The sequence below is a fragment of the Caenimonas terrae genome, from assembly GCF_042655405.1.
Classification (GTDB): Bacteria; Pseudomonadota; Gammaproteobacteria; order Burkholderiales; family Burkholderiaceae_C; genus Ramlibacter; species Ramlibacter terrae_A.
On record NZ_JBHSMF010000009.1, the window covers coordinates 1,090,140 to 1,111,998 of the forward strand.

Here is a 21,859-nt window from a genome sequence, read left to right on the forward strand (position 1 = left end):
ACCCATGGCGCTCGAAATCCATATCCTCGGTCCCGGCCTCGAAGCCCGGCGCCTCGTGCATGCCGGGGACCCGGAGTTGATCCTGGGGCGCGACATCGCCTGCGACGTCAACCTGCCCGATCCCGAGCGCAACGTGTCGCGCCGCCATCTGGCGGTCTGGAACGTGGCGGACCAACTGCAGTTCCGGGTCCTGTCCAGCGTCAACGGGATCGACATGCCGTTCGGCTATGCGCCGCCCGGCACCCAGGGCGTGCTGCCGACCGGCCAGATGCTCAAGGTCGGCGACTACAGCGTGCAGGTGCTGGTGCCGGCGGCCAAGGACGTCGAGCAGGACCCGTGGGCGGTGTTCGACAACGACCCGGCGGGCTCCGACGCCACGCTGCCCCGCCCGGCGTCGATGACGGCGGCGCCGGCGGCCGACTTCGGCGCCCAGGTCATCACGCCGGAGGAAGATCCGTTCGGTGACTGGGGCTTCGAATCCACCTTCGGCCCGGGTGGGGAGGGTGCCGGGCCCAAGTCGGGACCGCAGCCGCTGGCGGCGGGCGGCGGCGACCTGTCGGCGTTCTACAAGGGCCTGGGCCTGGACAAGGCCAATCTCGGGCCGTTGAGCCCGACCGACCTGGAGGCGGCCGGCCGGGCGGTGCGCACGGCGCTGGAGGGGCTGTTTCACTTGTATGCCTCGCGCGCCGGCGGCCCGGAGCGACGCCCGCCGGGCGCGCACGGGGTGGTGCCGGTCAAGGACAACAACCCGCTCAAGACCGACTGGCCGGACGACACCAAGCTGCAATACCTGCTGGGCGGGCGGGCGGCCAGCATCGGCTTTCTCAGCCCCCAGCGCGCGCTGACCGACATCGTCGGCGAAATGATGGCGCACGACGCGGCGATGGCATCGGCCGTGCGCGCCGCCGTGGAAGCGACGGTCCAGGAGTTCGCGCCGGCCGCCCTGAAGGAGCGGCTGCTCGGCTCGGGCAGCAAGCTGTTCGAGGGCACCCGGGCCTGGGATGCCTACTCGCGCCATTACGGCGACATGAGCCAGGACCTGGCGCAATGGGTACAGCAACTGCTCGACCAGCACTTCAAGGAAGCCTACCTGCGGGAAAGCCAGCGTATCAAACGAGAGACAGGCCTGGCCCCGGACTGACCCCCCCCGGCGGGGTGCAGGCTAGAATCGGCTCCTAACCCGCTACCAGGACGCTCGTTGTTGTGAGTCTCAAAAAGCTTGGCCGCTATGACCTGGTCCGCGTTCTCGGCAAGGGCGCAATGGGAGTCGTGTACGAGGGCCGTGACCCCAACCTGGAACGGCGGGTCGCGATCAAGACCGTCAAGGTTGAAAACCTGTCGGAAGAAGCCGCGGCCGAATACGAGTCGCGGTTCCGCACCGAGGCCCGCTCCGCCGCCCGCCTGCAGCACCCCAACATCGTCAGCGTCTACGACTCGGACCGGGACGGCGACATCGCCTTCCTGGTCATGGAGTACATCCAGGGCGACGACCTCAAGCACCACCTGGACCGGGGAGTGCGCTATTCGCTCGAACAGTCGCTCAAGATGGTGCGCGACCTGCTGGCGGCGCTGGACTACGCGCACAAGGCCGGCATCGTCCACCGCGACATCAAGCCGGCGAACCTGCTGATCGAACCCGGCGGCAAGGTCAAGCTCACCGACTTCGGCGTCGCCCGGATGCAGGATTCGGGCGAGGCCACGCGCACCCAGGGCAGCATGGTGGGCACGCTCAAGTACATGGCGCCAGAGCAGGTCCAGGGCCTGAAGATCGATTCCCGGGCCGACCTGTTCTCGGTCGGCGTGGTGCTCTACCAGCTGCTGACCGACAAGCGCCCGTTCGACGGCGACAACGATTTTTCGATCATCCACCAGATCATCGGCCACACGCCGCCGCCGCCCAGCTCCTTCAATTCGAAGCTGCCGCCCGCGATCGACGCCGTCGTGGCGCGCGCACTGGCCAAGGACCGCGAGCAGCGCTTCGCCACCGCGCGCGACTTCGCCGCGGCCCTGCAGTCGGCGATCCGGCGGGCCGAGGACGCGACCGTCGTGCCGCCGGCCGATCCGCTGAAGAAGCCGGAGACGACCGGCTCCAAGGGCACGGTCCCGTCGATGGTCAGCTCCGGCACGTCGGGCACCAGCGGTTCCACCGCCACCGCAACCGTCACGGTGACGCAGGAACTGGAGCTGGTGTACTGGAAGGACATCAAGGACTCGGCCGACCCGGAGGAATTCGAAGGCTTCCTGCAGCAGTTTCCGGCCGGCATCTATGCGGACCTGGCGCGGCGGCGCTTGCGCAAGCTGGCCGGTGGCTCATCCTCGCCCGACCAGACCGTGCTGACCGGCCAGACCACCCACTTTGCCAAGCCCAGCGAGGACCTCGACGCGACGCGGGTACGCCACGATCCATCGGTCCCGCGGGCGGCGCCACTGCTGGCGGCTGCCGCCGCCGTGGCGCCGGCGCCGCCGCAGGCGAGCGCCGCTCCGGCGGTCACGCCCGCGCCGGTGCCGAAACCGCTGCCATCCGCCGGCCCGGTCGCGCCGCAGCCCACGACGCCGCCCCCAGTGTCGGTTGCACAACAGGCGATGGCGGCGCCGGTGCGGGCCGCGGCCGACGCGGATGGCACCACCGTGCCGCCTGCGTCCAGGCCAGGTCCTCGTCCGGTGGGAGCGACGCCGGTCGCGGCGACGGCGGCGACGGCGGCCGCCATCGCCGTGGCGCCTGCTGTCGCTTCGCCCCCGGCCGCCAAGGTCGCCGCGGCCAAGGTGCCGCCCGCACAGGCTCCAAGGAAGAAGCCGCCGGTAGCGATGCTGGCCGGCGGCGGCGCGCTCGCGATCGCCGCACTGCTGGCGATCCTGCTGGCGGGGCGCGGCGGCAACAAGGATGTGGCGGTCGTTGCGCCCGTTCCGGCGGCCAGCCAGGCAGCGTCGGCTCCAGCGGTCGCTGCAGCACCGGTGCCGGTGCCGGCGCCTGCTGTGGCCGAAGTGGAGGACGCCAAGCTGGGCGCGGCTCCCGGCGCAGAACCGGCGCATGGACCGGCCCATGGGGGCTCTTCTGCGGCGGCGCCCTCCATGTCCAAGGCTGCGATCGCGGCGCGCAAGGCTGCCAGCGCCGCCAAGCGGGCCGCGCCCCCGGCGGCGCCTCAGCCCACGGTCGGTTTTTCCGCGGCGGTGCCGGCGGAGGCGCGCGAGTCGCGCGATGCGCCGGTGGCAGTGCGTCCCAGCCCGCCGGTGGCCGCGCCGCGGCCGATGGCGCCGGCAGACACCTGCAAGGACAAGGTCTTCCTCTCCCGCCAGCTGTGCCTGCAGGAGGAATGCTCCAAGCCGCTTTTCCAGAACACCCGGGCCTGCGTGGCGTTCCGCGAGGAAGCGCGCTTGCGCGAGGAAAGCAAGATCCGCAACTGAGCGCTGGGGCCTAGCGGATCTCCCGCGTGTGGACCAGGAAGCGGCCGTTGCGCCGGTCGTCGAAATAGCAGGCCAGCGTTTCCTTCACCGTCCTGAAGGCGATCTCCTCCCAGGGGATTTCGTCTTCCGCGAACAGCCGGGCCTCGATGGTTTCGTGGCCCGGGTCGAACTGGTCGCTCAGCAGCCGGGCCCGGAAGAACAGGTGCACCTGGCCCACGCGTGGCACGCTCAGCACGGTGAACAGCTCTTCCATCTCGAACTTCGCGCCTGCCTCTTCGTCGGTTTCGCGGGCCGCGCCTTCGGAGACCGTTTCGCCCAGCTCCATGAAGCCGGCCGGCAGCGTCCATTTGCCCCAGCCCGGCTCGATGTTGCGCTTGCAGAGCAACACTTTCTCGCCGAAGTGGGGCAGGGTGCCCACCACGTTCAGCGGGTTCTCGTAATGGATGGTGTCGCAGGCCGGGCAGACGGCCCGCTCATGGGTGTCGCCGTCGTCGGGCAACCGGTACACCACGGCAGCGCCGCAGTTGCGGCAGTGCTTGATGGGGCTGCGAAAGGGCATGGACTTGCAGTGTAGCGTCGAAAGAAATCGAGGCTCCCGCGGGAGCCTCGGCATGTCCTGGGCGAGGATCAGCCCACGCGCACCCGCAGCTCGGTCAGACCGCCGACGCCGCCAACCAGCGTGTCGCCCTTGACCACCGCCGCCACGCCTTCGGGCGTGCCGCTGTAGATCAGGTCGCCGGGCGCCAGGTCCCAGGCGGCCGACAGGTGCTCGATGGTTTCGCCGATGTTCCAGATCAGCTTGTTGACGTTGCTGCGCTGGCGGTCCTTGCCGTTGACCTGCAGCCAGATCTCGGCGTTCTCGACGTCGCCGGCCTGCTCGATCGGCGTGATCGGGCCGATCGGCGCAGATTGCTCGAAGGCCTTGCCGATGCACCAGGGCCGGCCCTGCTTCTTCATCTCGCCCTGCAGGTCGCGCCGGGTCATGTCCAGGCCGACGCCGTAGCCGAAGATGTGCTTCTTGGCGTCGGCCGCCTTGATGTTGCGCCCGCCCTTTCCGATGGCCACCACCAGTTCGATCTCGTGGTGCAGGTTGCTGGTCAGCGTGGGGTATTCCATCGTGCCCGTTTCACCCGCATTCACCACCACCGCCGTGTCCGCGGGCTTGATGAAGAAGAAGGGCGGTTCGCGGCCGGTGAAACCCATCTCCTGGGCGTGTTCGACGTAGTTGCGGCCCACGCAGTAGATGCGGTGGATCGGGAAGCGCTCGGCGCGGCCGACGACCGGCACCGACGGCACCGCCGGCGGAGTGAATACATAGTTCATGACAACCTCTCTTCTTGGTGGATGCCCAGCGCCTGCTGCACCGGACGGTCGGAAAAACTGAACAGGACGCAGCCCGGCCCGGAGACGAAGCGCGCAGTGTGCCACGACGGCACGACGAAATGATCCCGCGGCCCGAAGGGCTGGCGCCACTGCATGCCGCCGCGCTCCACCAGCATCTCGCCGTGGCCCTCGACCACGCTGTACACCGCACCGTCGGTCTGGCGCCAGGGCTTGCCGGCGAAGCCGGCCGGTAGCTTCTGCATGAAGGTGGCCATGGTCGGCATCGGCGAGCCGCCGGTGAGCGGGTTGAGGTAGCGCAGCTTGACGCCGTCCCAGTCGTCGATCGGCGCGTCGCGTTCCAGCCGGTCCAGCGCTTCCCGGCTGCGCTCGTAGGGGTAGCTGAAGATCGGCGAGGTCTTGCCGAACGGCGCGTCGTGCCGCACCGGCGCCATGTTGTGGCCGTAGCGGGCGAAGCTGGTGCCTTCGGCGCGCGAGACCGCCTGCGACTTGCTCTCGTCGTTCTGCGCGAAGCCGGCGTCGAAGAAGCGGATCATCGGGATGTCCAGGCCGTCGAGCCAGACCACCGGTTCATCCGCGTCGTTGCCGTGGTCGTGCCAGGTCCAGCTGGGCGTGATGATGAAGTCGCCCGGGCGCATGGTGGTGCGCTCGCCGTCCACCGCGGTGTAGGCGCCGGAGCCCTCGACGATGAAGCGCAGCGCGCTTTGCGTGTGGCGGTGGCTGGGCGCCACCTCGCCGGGCAGGATCAGCTGCAGGCCGGCGTACAGCGACTGCGTCACCGCCGACTGGCCACGCAGCGCCGGGTTCTCCAGGATCAGGACGCGCCGCACCGCTTCCTCGGCGGTGATCGCCTGGCCGGCGCGCATCAGGAAGGGCCGCACGTCCTCGTACTTCCAAAGCGCCGGGACGCAGGGCGTATCGGGCTGCCTGGGCACCAGCGCGTGCAGCACCTCCCACAGCGGCGTGAGGTTCAGCGGCGCCATGTCGGCGTACAACTGCTGGCGCGCCGCGGCCATCGGATGGGGTGCGTTCATCTTGTCTCCTTACCAGGTTCGTCCGAGATAGGCGCCTTCGCTCTCCAGCCGCGATTGCAGCGCCGGCACGTCGATGCCGGCGGCGCTGCCGCCCGACTTGAGGGCCAGGTCGGCGGCGATGCCCACGGCCTGGCCCATCACGAAGCAGGCGCCGGTCACCCGTGCCGCCGACTGCGCCTCATGCGTCATCGAGGCGCAGCGGCCGGCCACCCACAGGTTGTCGAAGCCCGGTGGCACCGTCATGCGGTAGGGCAGCTGGTTGAAGCCGCGGCTGCCCGGCCGGGTCCAGCGGAATTCCACGTCGCCCTTGGTGTGGAGCTCCAGCGGCCAGCCGTTGACACCGATGGTGTCGGTGAAATCCGCGCAATCGAGCACGTCGGACTCCGTCAGCATGTAGTGGCCCGTCACGCGCCGGGTCTCGCGAATCCCGACCTGCGGCGCGATGTCGACGATGTACGACTGCTCGAAGCCCGGCACTTCCTTGAGGAAGCCGGCGACGTCGGCGATCTGCCGGCGGCCCAGCACCTCGGCTTCGCTCAGTTCGACGGCGTCGGTGCCGTCCATCGCGTTGCCCTGCGGATTGGCCAGCTGCGTCAGGTTGACGCGCCACTCGATGCCGCTCTTTTGCGGGCGCACGATCGCGCCCTTGCGCGGAAACCTGTAGCGGCCTTGCGCCTCGGCTTTCGCCATCAGCTCGGGGATCACCTTCCAGGCTTCGCCGGCGCGCACCGGATCGACGCCGTTGAGGCGGAACATGGTCGACGGATAGAGCATGTTGCCGTGGCCGTCGCCCTTCTCGAAGGCGGCGCCGGCCCAGGCTGCGAGGTCGCCATCGCCCGAGCAGTCGACGAAGGTGCGCCCGCGCACGGCGAAGCGCCCCGACTTGGTTTCCAGCAGCAGCGCCTGCACATGGCCCGGCCCGGCCATGGTCACGCCGGCCCCCACCGCATGGAACAGGACGCTGACGCCGGCGGCCAGCATCAGGTCGTCGGCGGCGATCTTGTAGGCGGCGGTGTCATACGCCTGCGCCACGGTCCGGCCGAACAGGGCATGCGGCTCGTTCAGGCCGCCCAGCCGCGCGATGCGGGCCAGCAGGTCATCGGCCACGCCGTGCACCACTTGCCGGATCTCGCCCTCGACGTTGGCATGCAGGCCGCAGAAATTGGTGACGCCGGCCGCCGTGCCCATGCCGCCGAGGAAGCCGTAGCGCTCCACCAGCAGGGTCGAGCGCCCGGCCCGCGCCGCGGCCACGGCGGCGGCGATGCCGGCCGGCCCGCCGCCGAGGACGACCACGTCGTATTCGCCGAACACCGGCGTCTGCCGGCTCGGTTCGGTCAGGAAGCTTTGCATGAGATCAGTGAAGGGATGGGCGGGCGCCGCGCCGCTGGTGATTTATGATAAGTATACATATTGATCGGGAGACCGGCAAGCTGCCTGCGTCGCTACACTCGTCCCATGGCCAAGAGCTTCGACTTCCAGCACGCCCCGGGGCACCTGATCCGGCGGGCCCACCAGGTGGCGGTGGCGCTGTTCATGGAGGAAACGGGCGACTTCGACGTCACGCCGGTGCAGTTCGCCATCCTCAACGCGCTGATCGAGGATCCGGGCGAGGACCAGGTGACGCTGGCCGGCAAGGTGGCGTTCGACGCCGCCACCTTCGGCTCGGTGATCGGCCGGCTGGAAGCCAAGGGCTGGGTGCGGCGCGAGCCCGATGGCGCGGACCGCCGCCGCAAGCTCCTGTGGATCACCCCGCAGGGGCAGGCGGCGGCGGCGCAGATGAAGCGGGCCGTGCACAAGGTGCAGGCCCGGATCCTGGCGCCGCTGGAGCCGGCCGAGCGCGAGCAGCTGGTGGCGCTGCTGGCCAAGCTGGTGGGCTCGCACGGCCCCGGCTGAGCCTCAGCTCAGGCGATGCCTGACTTGGCGACCAGGTCGAAGTGCTCCACGTTCGGCGGCCCGGCGAAGAACGGTCCGACGATGGCGCGCCACTGGCCGAACAGCGGCCCCTCGCGAAAGCCCACCGTGTGGTCTTCCAGCGTGTCCCAGAAGATCTGCAGCACATAGCGCTCGGGCGTCTCGATGCACTTGTTCACCTTGAAGCCCTGGAAGCCCTTGGCCCTGGAAGCGACGGTGGCGATGCCGCGCTGGATCGCCTCCTCGAAGGCGGCCTGCTGGCCCGGCTGGATGCGGATGTCGGCGATTTCAAGAATCATTGTCGGTCTCCTCGTGAGACGGCGATTGTCGCCGAGTCGCCAAGTCGCCGACCCCCGGCCTAGGGCCGCGCCAGCGCCTGCCGCAGCTGCGACGCGCACAGCGACACCGCGACGTTGGCCTCGTCCAGCACCTTGCCCATCGTGATGAAGCCGTGGATCTGGCGCTCGAAGCACACCAGCGCGGCCCGGTTGCCCGCTACGGTGAGCGCCTGGGCGTATTGCAGTCCCTCGTCGCGCAGCGGGTCGTAGCCCGCGGTCAGCACGAAGGCCGGCGGCAGCCCGGACAGGTCGGAGTGCAGCAGCGGCGAGGCCCGCCAGTCCAGGTCGTGGCGGGCGTCGTCGATGTAATGGTCGTGGAAGTAGGCGATCGTGTCGCGGGTCAGCAGGTAGCCTTCGCCGTTGCTGGTGTGGGAGGGCGCGCCGCGCCGCATGTCGGTGGCCGGATAGATCAGCAACTGGAAAGCCACCGGCAGGTCGCCGGCGTCGCGCGCCGCGATCGCGACCACCGCCGCCAGGTTGCCGCCGGCGCTGTCGCCGCCCACCGCCAGCCGCTGCGCATCCAACCCCAGCGCCGCTGCGTTGGCGCTGACCCAGCGCGTAGCCGCAAATGCATCGTCCACCGCCGCCGGGAAGCGGTGTTCCGGTCCCATGCGGTAGTCGACCGCGACCAGCGCGCAGCCCGAGCCGTTGGCCAGTTCGCGGCACAGCGTGTCGTGGCTGTCCAGGTCGCCGATGGTCCAGCCGCCGCCGTGGAAGTACACCAGCACCGGCAGCACCTGGTCCGCCTTGCTCCCCAACGGCCGGTACAGCCGCAGCGACATGTCCCCGGCCGGCGCCGGCGCGCGCAGCTCGCGCACCAGCGCCACTTCCGCAGCAGCGGGCTGCGTGACGAAGCGCCGTTCGCGGTACCAGTGCCGCGCGTCGGCGGGGGTCAGGGTGTGGGTGGGCGGCAGGCCCTTTTCCTCGATCAGGGCCAGCAGCGCGCGGGCCTGGGGATGCAGCATTTCGTCTCTCCTGGAATGGGCCGCGGCAGCGCGTCCCGGTTTATGCTCCGCGCCATGAAGCTCTATAACTATTTCCGCTCCTCCGCATCGTTTCGCGTGCGCATCGCGCTCGAGCTCAAGGGCCTTCGCTACGAGTACGCCCCGGTGCACCTGGCCCGCGGCGACCACAAGCTGCCCGACTATGCCGCAGTGTCGGCGACGGCGCTGGTCCCGACCTTGGAGCTCGATGGCGGCGAGCGGCTGGGGCAGTCGATGGCGATCATCGAATACCTGGACGAGACCCATCCGGAGCCGCCGCTGCTGCCCTCGGATGCGCTGGGCCGGGCCCGCGTGCGGGCGCTGGCGCAACTGGTCTCGTGCGACATCCATCCATTAAACAACCTGCGCGTGCTCAAGTACCTGGTGCGCGAACTCAAGGTGGAGGAGGAAGCCAAGAACACGTGGTACCGCCACTGGGTGCGCGAAGGCCTGCAGGCCTACGAGCGCGAGCTGGCGCAGCTGCCGCCGTCCACCTACAGTTACGGGCCCACGCCGAGCCTGGCCGACTGCTGCCTGGTGCCGCAGGTCTTCAACGGCCAGCGCTTCAACGTGGATTTCAGCGGGTTGCCGCGCACGATGGCGGCATTCGACGCCTGCATGAAGCTGCCGGCGTTCCAGCAGGCGCAGCCGTCCAACTGTCCCGACAACGAAGCGTAGGCCGGTGGACGCCGACTGGATCGCCCCGGACTGGCCCACGCCGCCATCGGTGCGTGCCGTCTGCACCACGCGCAAGGGCGGCGTGTCGCTGCCGCCGTACGACAGCCTGAACCTCGGCGACCACGTGGGCGACGACCCGGTCGCCGTCGTCCGCAACCGCGCGCTGTTGCGCGAGGCGATCGGCGTGCGCCCGGTTTACCTGCAGCAGGTGCACGCCAGCAATGCCGTGCGCCTGGAGGCCGGAACGCGCGACGGCACGCAAGCCGATGCCTGCGTCGCGACCGATCCGGGCCTGGCCTGCACGATCATGGTGGCGGACTGCCTGCCGGTGCTGTTCGCCGACCGCGCGGGGCGGGCGGTGGCAGCGGCCCACGCCGGCTGGCGCGGGCTCGCCGGCGGCGTGCTGGAAGCTACCTTGCACAGCCTGTGGAATGCGATGGGCGTCCCGCCCGCCGAGGCCGCAGACCGGACCATTGCCTGGCTGGGCCCGTGCATCGGGCCGCAGGTGTTCGAGGTCGGCGACGAGGTGCGCCAGGCGTTCGTCGAGCGGCAGGCGCAGGCCGCAGCCCTGTTCAGGCCGAAGTCCGATGGCAAGTGGCTGGCCGACCTGCAGGGCCTGGCGCGCCTGCGGCTGGCGGCCAGCGGCGTCACCGCGGTCCATGGCAACGACGGCAGCGCCGGCTGGTGCAGCGCCGGCAATCCTTCAAGATTCTTTTCGCACCGGCGCGACCGCGTCAGCGGCCGCTTCGCCGCCTGCGTCTGGCTGGCCTGAGGCGGCTGCCCGCAGGGCCAGCGCCGCCTTCTTGCGGCGGCGCCGGCGCGCCGGCTCCTGCATCAGGTAAATCACCAGGGCGACGGGGCCAACGCCATACAGCAGAAAGGTCACAATGGCCCCGAGCAGGGTGCCGGTTGCATTGGTGGCCTCGGCGACGGCCATCATCAGCGCGACGTAAAACCAGCCGATCACGACGATGTACACGGGGCTTCCAGTCGGATTTTGTTGCAGTGCAGCATGAGGAATGGGATACTCGGGTTAACCCGGATCAACAGGGTGACAGGAGACAACAATGCATTCTGAAGCAGACTGGGCGGCCGCCACCCAACAGTTCCAGCAGAGCCTCACGCAGAGCTGGGGCATGGCGCTGCAATCCTTCGAGCAGCTGGGCCTGCCCGAAACCGGCGCCGGCAACGGCCCGCTTCCCGCCCTGAAATTCTCGCCGGAGAAATTGCAGGAGCTGCAGCAGGCTTACCTGAAGGAAGCCACCGAGCTCTGGAACCACGGCCTGCATCCCAAGCCCCCGGCCGACAAGCGCTTTGCCGGCGACGCCTGGGGCGCCAATCCGGTCGCAGCCTTTTCGGCCTCGGCCTACCTGCTCAACGCCCGCACGCTGCTGGGCATGGCCGAGGCGGTGGAGTCGGACGCCAAGACCAAGGCCCGGCTGCGCTTCGCGGTCGAGCAGTGGATGGCGGCCTCGGCGCCGAGCAACTTCATGGCGTTGAACGCCGAGGCGCAGAAGAAGGCGATCGAGACCAAGGGCGAGAGCATCGCCCGCGGGATGAAAAACCTGCTGGCCGACATCCAGCAGGGCCACGTCTCGATGACCGACGAGAGCCTGTTCGAGGTCGGCCGCAACGTCGCCACCACCGAGGGCGCGGTGGTGTTCGAGAACGAGCTGTTCCAGCTGATCGAATACAAGCCGTCCGGCAAGCAGGTGTACGAGCGGCCTTTCCTGTTCGTGCCGCCGTGCATCAACAAGTTCTACATCCTGGACCTGCAGCCGGAGAACTCGCTGATCAAGTACGTGGTGGACCAGGGCCACCGGACCTTCGTGGTCAGCTGGCGCAATGCGGACGAATCGCTGCACGACAAGACCTGGGACGACTACATCGCGGATGCGGCGATCAAGGCCATCGAGGTGGTGCAGGAGATCACCGGTGCCAGGAAGATCAACGCGCTGGGCTTCTGCGTCGGCGGCACCATCCTGAGCACCGCGCTGGCCGTGCTGGCGGCACGCGGCGAAAAGCCGGTTGCATCCGCCACGCTGCTGACCACGCTGCTGGATTTTTCCGACACCGGCATCCTGGACCTGTTCATCGACGAGCCGATGGTCAAGTACCGCGAGCTGCAGATGGGCAAGGGCGGCCTGCTCAAGGGCCAGGAACTGGCGACCACCTTCAGCTTCCTGCGCCCCAACGACCTGGTCTGGAACTACGTGGTGGGCAACTACCTCAAGGGCGAGACGCCGCCGCCGTTCGACCTGCTGTACTGGAACAGCGATTCCACCAACCTGCCGGGGCCGATGTATACCTGGTACCTGCGCAACACCTACTTCGAGAACAACCTCGTCAAGCCGGGCAAGTGCACGGTGGCCGGCCAGAAGGTGGACCTGTCGACGCTGGACATGCCGGTCTATGTCTACGGCTCGCGCGAGGACCACATCGTTCCGATCGGCGGCTCCTACGCCAGCATCAGGCACCTGCCGGGCAAGAAGCGCTTCGTCATGGGCGCCTCCGGCCACATTGCCGGGGTGATCAACCCGCCGGCGAAGAACAAGCGCTCCTACTGGACCAACGACAAGCTGCCGGCCACGGTCGAGGACTGGATTGCCGGCGCCAAGGAGCACCCCGGCAGCTGGTGGACCGACTGGGCCGGCTGGCTCAAGGGCCACGCGGGCAAGCTGGTTGCCGCGCCCAAGGGCTACGGCAAGGGCGCCAAGTACAAGGCGATCGAGCCGGCGCCCGGCCGCTACGTCAAGGCCAAGGCCTGAAACAAACCGAAAAGCTTGAACGCGAAGGGCGCAAAGGGCCCGCAGGGCAGGCGGAAGAGAGAACAATGAAGCTCTGATTCTTCTGCGACTTCTGCGGCGTTCTTGCGCCCCTGCGTTCACAAGGACATCACCCAAACTCACCCCACCAGGAGCACACCATGGAAGATATCGTCATCGTTTCGGCGGTCCGCACGGCGGTCGGCAAGTTCGGCGGCTCGCTCGCCAAGATCCCGGCCACCGAGCTGGGCGCGATCGTGATCAAGGAGGCGCTGGCGCGCGCCAAGGTCGATCCCGCGCAGGTCAGCGAGGTCATCATGGGCCAGGTGCTGGCGGCCGGCGCCGGCCAGAATCCGGCGCGCCAGGCGCTGCTCAAGGCCGGCCTGCCCAAGGAAGTGCCGGGCCTGACGATCAACGCGGTGTGCGGCTCGGGCCTGAAGGCCGTGATGCTGGCGGCCCAGGCCATCGCCTGGGGCGACGCCGAGATCGTGGTGGCCGGCGGCCAGGAGAACATGAGCGCCGCGCCCCACGTGCTGCCCAACTCGCGCGACGGCCAGCGCATGGGCGAGTGGAAACTGCAGGACACGATGATCGTGGACGGCCTGTGGGACGTCTACAACCAGTACCACATGGGCGTGACGGCCGAGAACGTCGCCAAGGAACACAACATCGACCGCGCCGCGCAGGACGCGCTGGCGCTGGGCAGCCAGACCAAGGCGGCGGCGGCGCAGGACGCCGGCAGGTTCAAGGACGAGATCGTCTCGGTGCCGATCCCGCAGAGGAAGGGCGACCCGATCCAGTTCGACGCCGACGAATTCATCAACAAGAAGACCAATGCCGAAGCGCTCGCCGGCCTGCGCCCGGCCTTCGACAAGGCCGGCAGCGTCACCGCCGGCAATGCTTCCGGGCTGAACGACGGCGCCGCCGCCGTGGTGGTGATGAGCGCCAGGAAAGCCAAGGAGCTGGGCCTCAAGCCCCTGGCCACCATCAAGGCCTTCGGCACCACCGGGCTGGACCCGAAGGTGATGGGCATGGGCCCGGTGTCCGCCACCAAGAAGGCGCTCGAGCGCGCCGGCTGGAAGGCATCGCAGGTGGACCTGTTCGAGCTCAACGAAGCCTTCGCCGCGCAGGCCTGCGCCGTCAACAAGGCGCTGGACATCGACCCGGCCAAGGTCAACGTCAATGGCGGCGCCATCGCCATCGGGCACCCGATCGGTGCGTCCGGCGCGCGCATCCTGGTGACGCTGCTGCACGAGATGCAGCGGCGCGATGCGAAGAAGGGCATCGCCGCGCTGTGCATCGGCGGCGGCATGGGGGTTTCCCTCGCTGTGGAACGCTGAGCGAGAGAGTAGAACGGAACGACTACTGCAAGGAGGCCAAAATGGCAAAAAAAGTCGCATACATCACCGGCGGCATGGGCGGCATCGGCACCGCCATCTGCCAGCGCATGCACAAGGAAGGCTTCACGGTCATCGCCGGCTGCGGCCCGACCCGTGACTTCAACAAGTGGCTGGGCGAACAGAAGGAGCTGGGCTACGAATTCCACGCGTCGGTCGGCAATGTCGGCGCCTGGGAGTCGACCGTGGACGCCTTCTCCAAGGCCAAGGCGGAACACGGCCCGATCGACGTGCTGGTCAACAACGCCGGCATCACGCGCGACCGCATGTTCCTGAAGATGTCGCGCGAGGACTGGGATGCGGTGATCGAAACCAACCTCAACAGCATGTTCAACGTCACCAAGCAGGTGGTCGGCGACATGGTCGAGAAGGGCTGGGGCCGCATCATCAACATCAGCAGCGTCAACGGCGAAAAGGGCCAGGCCGGGCAGACCAATTACTCGGCGGCCAAGGCCGGCATGCACGGCTTCACCATGGCGCTGGCCCAGGAGCTGGCCAACAAGGGCGTCACCGTCAACACGGTCAGCCCCGGCTACATCGGCACCGACATGGTCAAGGCGATCCGCGAGGACGTCCTGAACAAGATCGTGGCCACCATTCCGGTCAAGCGCCTGGGCAAGCCGGAGGAGATCGCCTCCATCATCGCCTGGCTGGCCTCCGAGGACGGCAGCTACTCCACCGGCGCGGATTTTTCCGTCAACGGCGGCCTGCACATGGGTTAGGCGGCTTCGGGCACCAACAGAAAAGCCCGCGCGAGCGGGCTTTTCTGTTGGTGCCGCAACGCTCAGTCCACCAGGTCCTCGATCACCAGCTGCCGGTACTTCTGGCCGTAAGACAGCGGGAAGGCCTTGAGGATCTCCATGATCTGGGTGGTTTCGTCGCCGTGGGGCGCGTGGATCATAAGCGCCCAGTGACCCTGGCTGGCCAGTTCGGCGAAGCGGCGCACGGTGTCTGCTTCCGTGCCCACGGTGGGCAGCGGGATGTCGGCGCTGCCGACGGTGCGGGCGATCTTTTCCTGGATCACGTCCGGCGACAGCAGGGCCACCTTCTCGCCCATCACCCCGTTTTCCTCCAGCTTGCGTTCGGCGGCCCGCGCGTCCTGCTCGCTCGGCAGCATCACCACCATGTAGCCCGTGGGATAGAAAACCCCGCGCATGGTGAGCATGCTGGGTTCCAGTTCGAAGTGTTTCATGGCAGCTCCTTGTCGTTGTGAACGCCATTAAGGCGCCGACGGCTGCGTTGCCTTGTCAGCGCCCGTGTCCAGCCGCTGTAGGACGGTGCATCAGGCCTGGCCGGGGGCGGCCTTGCGGGGGCCGAGCAGGCGGTCCATGCCGTACAAACCGAAGGCCGGCAGCGCGTCCATCGCCGACGCCGCCTGCAGCACGGCGTCGCTGTTGACCAGGTGGCTCGAGCAACCCAGCACCTCGGCCTGCATCTCCAGGGCCGCGCCGCTGAGCTCCTGCCAGTAGTTCGCTGTCGCCTCCATCTGCGAGCGCAGCAGCTCGGTCGGGATGGTCAGCAGGTCCAGCGGCGCGCGCGGCGCCTTGTAGCCCTCGGCGGCCTTGGTGAAGCGCTGCAGCGCCGCCTGCACCGCCCGGTCATTGATGCGGCGCATGTTCTCCAGGCCGCGGCGCATCGCTTCCGCGCTTTCGCTGGCCACCGCCTCCTGCAGGTGCACGGCTTCGATCGGGTCCGGCTCGGCGGGAACGGGCGCCCGGCGGGGTTTTCTGGCAGTCATGTCGGCCTCCTTTGCGGGGCATTTGCCCCCTGTCAGCGCGATTCTGCAACCGGTGCCTGCCGGATGTCATCGGGCATTGCGTAACCGACTGCAGCGCGGTGTTGTCCGGATCTGGACGACGGCGGTGCTGCCTCGGGATGGCGGCGGCCGTTTGAGAGAATCCCGATTCAACCAAAGGATGATCCACCGATGAAGTTCTCCGCCCTTCCCATCGCGCTGGCGATCGCCGTCTGCGCCTGCCATGCCGCCGCCCAGCAGGCACCGCTGCACGACGAGTTCTTCTGGCTCGGCGAGATCAACAAGGCGACCGCCGTGATCAATACCGACGAGGGCTTGCTGGACAAATCCATGGCGCCGCAATTCGCCGCCGGCATCGCCAGGGTGCTGCAGGCCGGCGCCCAGCAGGGCGGCAAGCGCCCGTCCAGCGTGATCACCTTCGAGCCGCTGCTGATCGAGGCGGCCGGGCCGCAGATCACCCTGCTGCACGCGGGCCGCTCCAGCCAGGACATGCACGCGACCTACCGGGCGGCGATCCTGCGCGAGGAAATGCTGAACCTGGCCGACCAGTTGAACAGGACTTCCGGGACGCTCGTGAAGCTGGCGGCCAGGCACGCCGGCACGATCGTCCCCAACTACACCAATGGTGTGGCGGCGCAACCGAACAGCCTGGGCCACACGCTGCTGGGGCACGCCGCCGGACTGGAGCGCGATGCCCAGCGCATCCGCGAGGCGTACGCGCGGATCGACCGCTCGCCCATGGGCACCACGGTGCTCAATGGCACCAGCTGGCCGCTCAATCGCGCCCGGATGGCGGACTACCTGGGTTTCGACGCCATCGTCGACAACGCCTACGACGCGGCCCAGATCTCGTCGGTGGACGAGCCGGTGGAAGCGGGCGCCATCGTCGCCAGCATCGCGCTGCATGCGGGCGCGTTCGTCGAGGACGTGATGGCGCAATATTCGCAGTCGCGGCCCTGGATGCTGCTGGCGGAGGGCGGCTCCAACACCTACGTCTCCAGCGCCATGCCGCAAAAGAGGAACCCGGGCCTGCTCAATAGCACCCGGCGCGACGCCTCCACCGCGCTCACGCTGGCGCTGGGCCCGATGCTCCAGGCCCACAACATCACGCCCGGCATGAGCGACCCGAAGGAGGTCAAGCCGAACACCCAGATGGTCCGCAGTGCGATCACGGTGCTCAAGAACTGGGACCGCATCCTCAACGCGCTTGTGATCAGCCCGGAGCGCGCGCTGGAGGAACTCAATAGCGACTGGACGGCCTCGCAGGAGCTGGCCGACGTGCTGATGCGCAAGTACAAGCTGCCGTTCCGGGTCGGCCACCATTTCGCTTCCGAAGTCGTCGACTACGCCAAGGCCAAGGACATCAAGCCGCTGGACTTTCCCTACGCCGAGGCCAGGCGCATCTACGCCGATGCGGTCAAGGGGCTGGGCCTGTCCACCGAGCTGCCCATGAGCGAGGTGGAATTCCGCTCGACCCTCGACCCGGTGGCCATCGTGCGCAACCGGGCGACCGTCGGCGGGCCCCAGCCGGCGGAAATGCAGCGCATGCTCAAGGCGGCGCAGGACCAGCTCGCGCGGCAGGACGCCTGGATCAAGGCCCGCCGCGCGCGGATCAGTACGGCGCTGGCGCGGCTCGACGCCGACTTCGACAAGCTGCTGCCGGCGCACTGAGCGCCTGCGCACGACTGCAGGAACGCACCATGATCATCGACAACCAGTCCGACCTCACCGCCGCCGTGCTTGCCGAGATCGAGCGGGCGCCGGACGCCCGCTTTCGCGAGATCATGTCGGCGGCGGTGCGGCACCTCCATGCCTTCGTGCGGGAGGCGCAGCTGAGCGAAGCGGAGTTTCGCCAGGCCTGCGCACTGGTCGCGCGCCTCGGGCAGGCAACCACGCCGTCGCACAACGAGGTGGTGCTGGCCGCCGGCTCGCTCGGCCTGTCGGCGCTGGTCTGCCTGTTGAACAACGGCGATGGTGGCCGCCGCGACACCACCGCCAATCTGATGGGCCCGTTCTGGCGCCAGGGCTCGCCTGCCACCCCCAACGGCGGGTCCATCGTGCGCTCGCCGACGCCGGGCGAGCCGGTGTTCGTCAATGCCTGGGTGCGCGACGCCCAGGGCCGGCCGGTGGCCGGTGCGCTGGTCGACGTCTGGCAGGCGTCCTCGGAGGGCTTCTACGAAAACCAGGACCCGGCGCAGGCCGACATGAACCTGCGCGGCCGCTTCACCACCGATGCGCAGGGGCGCGTCGCGTTTCGCAGCGTCAAGCCCAGCGGCTACCCGATCCCGGTGACCGGGCCGGTAGGCGACTTGCTGCGCGCGCAGGGCCGCCACAACATGCGGCCGGCGCACATCCATTTCCTGATCCACAAGCCGGGCTACAAGGCGCAGTTCTCGCAGCTCTATTCCAGCGACGATCCCAACCTGGAGTCCGACGTGCAGTTCGGCGTCACCCGGGCGCTGGTCGGCCAGTACGTGCTGCACCAGGACGAGGCGGCGCCCGATGCCGACGTCCAGGGCCGCTGGTATTCGCTGGAGCACCATTTCGTGATCGCGGCCGGGGACGACACGCTGCCTGCCCCGCCGATCACCGCCAAGGCGAGCGGCGAGCGGCCGCGGCTCACGGTGCTGCAGCGCAGGCCCGATCCGGCGGACTGACGCGGTTCTCCTTTTTGCCGAAGCGCCGGCGGGCTTTTCTCACGCTGCCGGCGATCAATCTCGCACCGCGTGCAGGATCGCCGCTTTGTTCAATACCATCGGTCATAGAACGACAAGGGCACTATGCGATTCGCGTACAAGGTATGGCACTCGGAAGACGACAAATGGACGGCGAAAAAGGAAGCGGGCCGCGCCCTTGAAGACGACGAGATCACCCACGCGCACCAACGGCTCGAGGAGATGGTCCAGATCAACTACGACCTGGAGCCGGCGGTCAACGCCTCGGTGCTGATGCTCACCCCGCCGATCCGGGGCGTGATCATCGTGCTGGACGCCGACATCAGCGAGGACGAGGCGGACCGCTCGATCGCCTCCTGCCTGGTGCGCATCAACAGCATCGACCCGGACCTGTGCTTCATCGCCGAACCGCTGCCGCGCACGCGCGAGGCCGCCCGGCCCAGCGTGCTGTCCCAGCTGGACATGCTGTCCACCGAGTCCAGCGAACTCTGAGCGCCGGCAGGCCGCCGTCGGGCGCGGCTGTGGGCTGGCGCTAATTCCCGGCTAACGATTGCCTCACTGGGGGCTAATTGGCGCTGCCTAAAGTGGAGCGACCGAGGCCCACCATGAACACCAGAACGCTCATCTCCACCGCAGCCTTCCTGGCGATCGTCGCCGCCAGCATCCTGGCGGCCGTCGCCTCCAGCGTCGTGCCCACCGAAGGCGCAGACCGCGCGCCGTACGGCTTCCAGTCAGCATCGGTGGAGCCGCGCCATGCGTGAAGCGGCCGTGCCCGCCGCCAGCTACGGCGATCTCGCGCTGGTGGGCGACGGCCGCCTGGTGCAGGTGCGCGGCGAAGTGGTCGCGCTGCCGGAGCCGGAACTGCAGCTGGTGGCCAGCCTGGTGCGCGCGCAGGGCCGCGCCGTGCGGCGCACCGTGCTCGAACTGAAGGCGTGGGGCATCTGGCAGACGGTGAGCCCGGGCGCGTTGGCCGGCGCGATCCAGCGGCTGCGCGCGCAGCTGGCCATGCTCGGGTCGGGCGTCGGGATCAGCGGAAGCCCGGAGCTGGGGTACGCGCTCACGCGAAGCTGACATCCGGCAGGCGGGCCCGCACGATCCCTTGCGCAGCGCTCCGGCGGGGGAGTATCGTGCGGGCTTTGCGACGTCCGGGGACTGCCATGCGCTGGATCGGGTTGTTCATTGCCGCGGCGCTGCTCGCCGGTTGCGCCGCGCCGCCTGCGGGGCCCGGCACCGCCGGCATTGAAGCGCTGTTCACCGTGCAGGGCGGCGGCGGGTCGGCGCAGGTGCGCGTCCTGACCCGCGCCGCCACCTGCCCGCAGATTGCGTGGCAGGGCAGGGCGCGCGAGGCGATGGCGGTGCGGGCCGGGCCGGCCACGATTGCCGCGCGCGGCGGCGCCGGGCAGCCGGATACCAAGCCGGCGCAGTTCGACGTGCTGGTGTGCGAGGCGGCCTGGCCGCCAGGCGTGACGGCCGCCAGGATCGGCGCAGTGGCGGTGCCTGCGCCGCGCGCGCAGGTGCGGCGGATCGCCGTCATCGGCGACACCGGTTGCCGCCTGAAGGCGTCCGACGGCGCCTTCCAGGACTGCAACGACCGCGACGGCTGGCCGCTGGCCCGGGTCGCCGCCAGCGCCGCCGCAATGCATCCGGACCTGGTGGTCCATGTGGGCGACATCCACTACCGCGAAAGTCCCTGCCCGGTGGGCAATGGCGGCTGCGCCGGCAGCCCATGGGGCTATGGCCACGACGCCTGGCAGGCCGACTTCTTCACCCCGGCGCGGCCGCTGCTGTTGCAGGCGCCATGGGTGTTCGTGCGCGGCAACCACGAGATGTGCGCGCGGGCGGGACAGGGCTGGTTCCGCTTCATCGACCCGCTCCCCTGGCGCGAACAGCGTTCATGCAACCAGCCGGCGTTCGACGGCGACGCGGACTATTCGGCGCCGTATGCGGTTGCGCTCACCCCTGACGAGCAACTGCTGGTGTTCGATTCCGCGGCCGCCCCGTTCAGGGCGCCGGCTCCCGGCAGTGCGGCCTTCGCGCGCTACCGGGAGCAGATGGTCGCCGTCCAGGCGCTGGCCGCGCGCAGTGCCCACAACGTGTTCCTCAGCCACCACCCGCTGCTGGCCTTCGTTCCCGGACGCGCAGGCGCGCCGCCGCAACCCGCGGGCAACGCGGCGCTGCAAGCGGTGGCGGCGGACTTGTACCCGGGCCGGCTGTTTCCGGCCGGCGTGGACCTGAGCATGCACGGCCACATCCACCTGTTCGAGTCGATCGGCCTTGCCGGCGGCCAGCCGGTCTCGCTGGTGCTGGGAAACTCGGCGTCGGCCAACGAGGGGGCGGCGCCGTTCCCGCTGCCTGCGGGCTTGCAGCCGTACCCCGGCGTGGTGGTGCGCGACTACGCCGCGCGTTCCGAGTTCGGGTTCGCCATGCTGGAACTGCAGGGCGGCGGATCCTGGCTGCTGACCGAATACACCGCCGATGGCCAGCCGGTGCTGCGCTGCGCGATCGGCGACGGCAGGAGCGTGTGCTCGCCGGCGCCGGCCGAGCCACCGCGGTGACGCAATCGCGTAAGCTGCAATCCGTGGAAACTGCGCTCGCCCGAAAGAAGGATCGTTTGCTGGCGGCAATGCTCGCGGGCACCGGCGTCTCGCTGCTGACGGCGATGCTGGGCTGCGGCCTGTGGTGGGGATACCGGTATCTGACCGGGGTTCGGACCGCCCGCGGCGGCGTGGCGCTGCAGGTTCCGCTGCCGCTGGCCTGCGCCATCCTGGCCGCCTGCGCGGTGTTGGGCGGCATCGCCGCCAGGTCGGCGTATTACCGCGCTTCCTCGAGCACGTAGCCCAGGCCGCGCAGGGTGCGGATCGCCACCCCGCTGGTGCCCATCTTCTTGCGCAGGCGCGAGATGAACGCTTCCAGGGCGTTGTCGCCGAGCGCGCCGTCCGACTCCGACAGCTTGCCCGACAGCTCGCGCTTGCTGACCACCCGGCCGGGCGGCGTCATCAGCTCCCACAGCACTTCGAACTCGCGGGCCGGCAGGTCCCACGGCTGGCTGGCCAGGAAGAAGCGGCGCGCCTGCCGGTCCAGCGTCAGCTGGCCGACGTCGACCCGGTCGTCGGTGCTGCGTGCGCGGCGCACCAGGGCGCGCAGGCGGGCTTCCACTTCGTCCAGGTCGAAGGGCTTGCCCAGGTAGTCGTCGGCGCCCGCGTCCAGGCCGGCGATGCGCTCCTCGGTGCGGTCGCGCGCCGTGAGCACCAGCACCGGCGTGCGGTCGCCGCGTGCCCGCGCCTCGCGCAGCAGCGCCAGGCCGTTGCCCATGGCGCTGTGTCCGGTGGAGGAATAGGGCAGGTTCAGGTCCAGCAGCACCGCGTCGTAGGGGTGCAGCTGCCAGCGGTTGCGGCCTTCTTCGATCGAGGCCGCCAGGTCCACGCGGTGGCCCGCGTCGACCAGGCTGCGCAGCATCAGCGTGCGCAGCACCTCATCGTCTTCGGTGACCAGGATGCGCATGGACGGATTCCCCTTTTAACCTTCCGGCAGTGCCACCGGCACGATGGCGTTCCTGGTGCGGCGCAGCTGCAGGAAGAA

At 69.2% G+C, this 21,859-nt stretch carries 25 protein-coding genes; 15 read left to right on the forward strand and 10 right to left on the reverse strand.

Going from position 1 to position 21,859, the window contains the following annotated elements:
* Positions 1–4: 4 nt before the first annotated feature.
* Both ACFPOE_RS19100 and ACFPOE_RS19105 read left to right on the forward strand, forming a co-directional pair.
* Positions 5–1,141 carry a type VI secretion system-associated FHA domain protein gene (locus ACFPOE_RS19100; RefSeq protein WP_376851871.1) on the forward strand — a complete coding sequence of 379 codons (1,137 nt, stop codon included), beginning with the start codon at positions 5–7 and terminating at the stop codon, positions 1,139–1,141.
* A 119-nt stretch (positions 1,142–1,260) separates the two neighbouring features.
* Complete coding sequence (locus ACFPOE_RS19105; RefSeq protein ID WP_376851934.1) at positions 1,261–3,402, forward strand: serine/threonine-protein kinase; 2,142 nt, start codon at positions 1,261–1,263, stop codon at positions 3,400–3,402.
* 10 nt (positions 3,403–3,412) lie between these two features.
* On the opposite strand, the gene ACFPOE_RS19110 is transcribed toward ACFPOE_RS19105, so the two are convergent.
* The 4 genes from ACFPOE_RS19110 to ACFPOE_RS19125 all read right to left on the reverse strand — a co-directional run bounded on the left by ACFPOE_RS19110 (position 3,413) and on the right by ACFPOE_RS19125 (position 7,127).
* The gene (locus ACFPOE_RS19110) at positions 3,413–3,961 is read right to left on the reverse strand and encodes an NUDIX hydrolase (protein WP_376851872.1); all 549 of its coding nucleotides are present in this window, start codon (positions 3,959–3,961) and stop codon (positions 3,413–3,415) included.
* 68 nt (positions 3,962–4,029) lie between these two features.
* Positions 4,030–4,725 carry a fumarylacetoacetate hydrolase family protein gene (locus ACFPOE_RS19115; RefSeq protein WP_376851873.1) on the reverse strand — a complete coding sequence of 232 codons (696 nt, stop codon included), beginning with the start codon at positions 4,723–4,725 and terminating at the stop codon, positions 4,030–4,032.
* Entirely contained in the window at positions 4,722–5,777 is a 1,056-nt protein-coding gene (gene gtdA / locus ACFPOE_RS19120; RefSeq protein WP_376851874.1) for a gentisate 1,2-dioxygenase, read from the reverse strand. The genes ACFPOE_RS19115 and gtdA overlap by 4 nt, the downstream gene beginning before the upstream one ends.
* Before the next feature lie 9 nt (positions 5,778–5,786).
* Positions 5,787–7,127, reverse strand: coding sequence for an FAD-dependent oxidoreductase (locus ACFPOE_RS19125; protein WP_376851875.1), 1,341 nt, complete (start codon positions 7,125–7,127; stop codon positions 5,787–5,789).
* 105 nt (positions 7,128–7,232) lie between these two features.
* Between ACFPOE_RS19125 and ACFPOE_RS19130 the strand changes: the two genes are divergently transcribed.
* Positions 7,233–7,670 carry a MarR family winged helix-turn-helix transcriptional regulator gene (locus tag ACFPOE_RS19130; protein WP_376851876.1) on the forward strand — a complete coding sequence of 146 codons (438 nt, stop codon included), beginning with the start codon at positions 7,233–7,235 and terminating at the stop codon, positions 7,668–7,670.
* An 8-nt stretch (positions 7,671–7,678) separates the two neighbouring features.
* Here ACFPOE_RS19130 and ACFPOE_RS19135 read toward each other — a convergent pair whose 3' ends face one another.
* Together ACFPOE_RS19135 and ACFPOE_RS19140 are read right to left on the reverse strand one after the other, a co-directional pair.
* On the reverse strand, positions 7,679–7,987 hold the full coding sequence (locus ACFPOE_RS19135) for an antibiotic biosynthesis monooxygenase family protein (RefSeq protein ID WP_376851877.1): 309 nt from the start codon (positions 7,985–7,987) through the stop codon (positions 7,679–7,681).
* A gap of 59 nt (positions 7,988–8,046) precedes the next feature.
* The gene (locus ACFPOE_RS19140; RefSeq protein ID WP_376851878.1) at positions 8,047–8,991 is read right to left on the reverse strand and encodes an alpha/beta hydrolase; all 945 of its coding nucleotides are present in this window, start codon (positions 8,989–8,991) and stop codon (positions 8,047–8,049) included.
* 54 nt (positions 8,992–9,045) lie between these two features.
* Here ACFPOE_RS19140 and maiA point away from each other — a divergent pair, with 54 nt between their 5' ends.
* Entirely contained in the window at positions 9,046–9,687 is a 642-nt protein-coding gene (gene maiA, locus ACFPOE_RS19145; protein ID WP_376851879.1) for a maleylacetoacetate isomerase, read from the forward strand.
* A gap of 4 nt (positions 9,688–9,691) precedes the next feature.
* Complete coding sequence (pgeF, locus tag ACFPOE_RS19150; RefSeq protein ID WP_376851880.1) at positions 9,692–10,459, forward strand: peptidoglycan editing factor PgeF; 768 nt, start codon at positions 9,692–9,694, stop codon at positions 10,457–10,459.
* On the opposite strand, the gene ACFPOE_RS19155 is transcribed toward pgeF, so the two are convergent.
* Positions 10,391–10,666 carry a hypothetical protein gene (locus ACFPOE_RS19155; RefSeq protein WP_376851881.1) on the reverse strand — a complete coding sequence of 92 codons (276 nt, stop codon included), beginning with the start codon at positions 10,664–10,666 and terminating at the stop codon, positions 10,391–10,393. The two genes, pgeF and ACFPOE_RS19155, sit on opposite strands and share 69 nt — an antisense overlap.
* Before the next feature lie 88 nt (positions 10,667–10,754).
* Here ACFPOE_RS19155 and ACFPOE_RS19160 point away from each other — a divergent pair, with 88 nt between their 5' ends.
* The 3 genes from ACFPOE_RS19160 (at position 10,755) to phbB (ending at position 14,571) form a co-directional block, all read left to right on the forward strand.
* Positions 10,755–12,455: a PHA/PHB synthase family protein gene (locus ACFPOE_RS19160; RefSeq protein WP_376851882.1), complete on the forward strand. Its 1,701-nt coding sequence runs from the start codon at positions 10,755–10,757 to the stop codon at positions 12,453–12,455.
* 158 nt (positions 12,456–12,613) lie between these two features.
* Entirely contained in the window at positions 12,614–13,792 is a 1,179-nt protein-coding gene (locus ACFPOE_RS19165; protein ID WP_376851883.1) for an acetyl-CoA C-acetyltransferase, read from the forward strand.
* Between the two features lie 41 nt (positions 13,793–13,833).
* Complete coding sequence (phbB, locus tag ACFPOE_RS19170) at positions 13,834–14,571, forward strand: acetoacetyl-CoA reductase (RefSeq protein WP_376851884.1); 738 nt, start codon at positions 13,834–13,836, stop codon at positions 14,569–14,571.
* A 62-nt stretch (positions 14,572–14,633) separates the two neighbouring features.
* Here the strand turns inward: phbB and ACFPOE_RS19175 are convergent, their stop codons facing one another.
* Both ACFPOE_RS19175 and ACFPOE_RS19180 read right to left on the reverse strand, forming a co-directional pair.
* Complete coding sequence (locus ACFPOE_RS19175) at positions 14,634–15,041, reverse strand: RNA-binding protein (RefSeq protein WP_376851885.1); 408 nt, start codon at positions 15,039–15,041, stop codon at positions 14,634–14,636.
* Positions 15,042–15,131: 90 nt separating this feature from the next.
* The gene (locus ACFPOE_RS19180) at positions 15,132–15,587 is read right to left on the reverse strand and encodes a phasin family protein (RefSeq protein ID WP_376851886.1); all 456 of its coding nucleotides are present in this window, start codon (positions 15,585–15,587) and stop codon (positions 15,132–15,134) included.
* Between the two features lie 189 nt (positions 15,588–15,776).
* Here ACFPOE_RS19180 and ACFPOE_RS19185 point away from each other — a divergent pair, with 189 nt between their 5' ends.
* From ACFPOE_RS19185 to ACFPOE_RS19215, 7 genes are all read left to right on the forward strand, one after another.
* A complete protein-coding gene (locus ACFPOE_RS19185; RefSeq protein ID WP_376851887.1) occupies positions 15,777–17,276 on the forward strand; it encodes a lyase family protein in 1,500 nt (499 codons plus the stop codon).
* A gap of 29 nt (positions 17,277–17,305) precedes the next feature.
* Complete coding sequence (locus ACFPOE_RS19190) at positions 17,306–18,262, forward strand: dioxygenase family protein (RefSeq protein WP_376851888.1); 957 nt, start codon at positions 17,306–17,308, stop codon at positions 18,260–18,262.
* A gap of 123 nt (positions 18,263–18,385) precedes the next feature.
* Positions 18,386–18,772, forward strand: a complete 387-nt coding sequence (locus tag ACFPOE_RS19195; RefSeq protein ID WP_376851889.1) for a hypothetical protein — start codon at positions 18,386–18,388, stop codon at positions 18,770–18,772.
* A 113-nt stretch (positions 18,773–18,885) separates the two neighbouring features.
* Positions 18,886–19,041: a hypothetical protein gene (locus ACFPOE_RS19200; protein WP_376851890.1), complete on the forward strand. Its 156-nt coding sequence runs from the start codon at positions 18,886–18,888 to the stop codon at positions 19,039–19,041.
* A complete protein-coding gene (locus tag ACFPOE_RS19205; RefSeq protein WP_376851891.1) occupies positions 19,034–19,351 on the forward strand; it encodes a helix-turn-helix domain-containing protein in 318 nt (105 codons plus the stop codon). Before ACFPOE_RS19200 ends, ACFPOE_RS19205 begins: the two co-directional genes overlap by 8 nt.
* An 86-nt stretch (positions 19,352–19,437) precedes the next feature.
* On the forward strand, positions 19,438–20,835 hold the full coding sequence (locus tag ACFPOE_RS19210) for a metallophosphoesterase family protein (RefSeq protein ID WP_376851892.1): 1,398 nt from the start codon (positions 19,438–19,440) through the stop codon (positions 20,833–20,835).
* A 23-nt stretch (positions 20,836–20,858) separates the two neighbouring features.
* The gene (locus ACFPOE_RS19215; RefSeq protein ID WP_376851893.1) at positions 20,859–21,116 is read left to right on the forward strand and encodes a hypothetical protein; all 258 of its coding nucleotides are present in this window, start codon (positions 20,859–20,861) and stop codon (positions 21,114–21,116) included.
* Here ACFPOE_RS19215 and ACFPOE_RS19220 read toward each other — a convergent pair.
* Positions 21,092–21,781 (reverse strand): response regulator transcription factor, encoded by a 690-nt coding sequence (locus tag ACFPOE_RS19220; RefSeq protein WP_376851894.1) that lies wholly within the window; start codon positions 21,779–21,781, stop codon positions 21,092–21,094. The two genes, ACFPOE_RS19215 and ACFPOE_RS19220, sit on opposite strands and share 25 nt — an antisense overlap.
* Between the last annotated feature and the right edge of the window lie 78 nt (positions 21,782–21,859).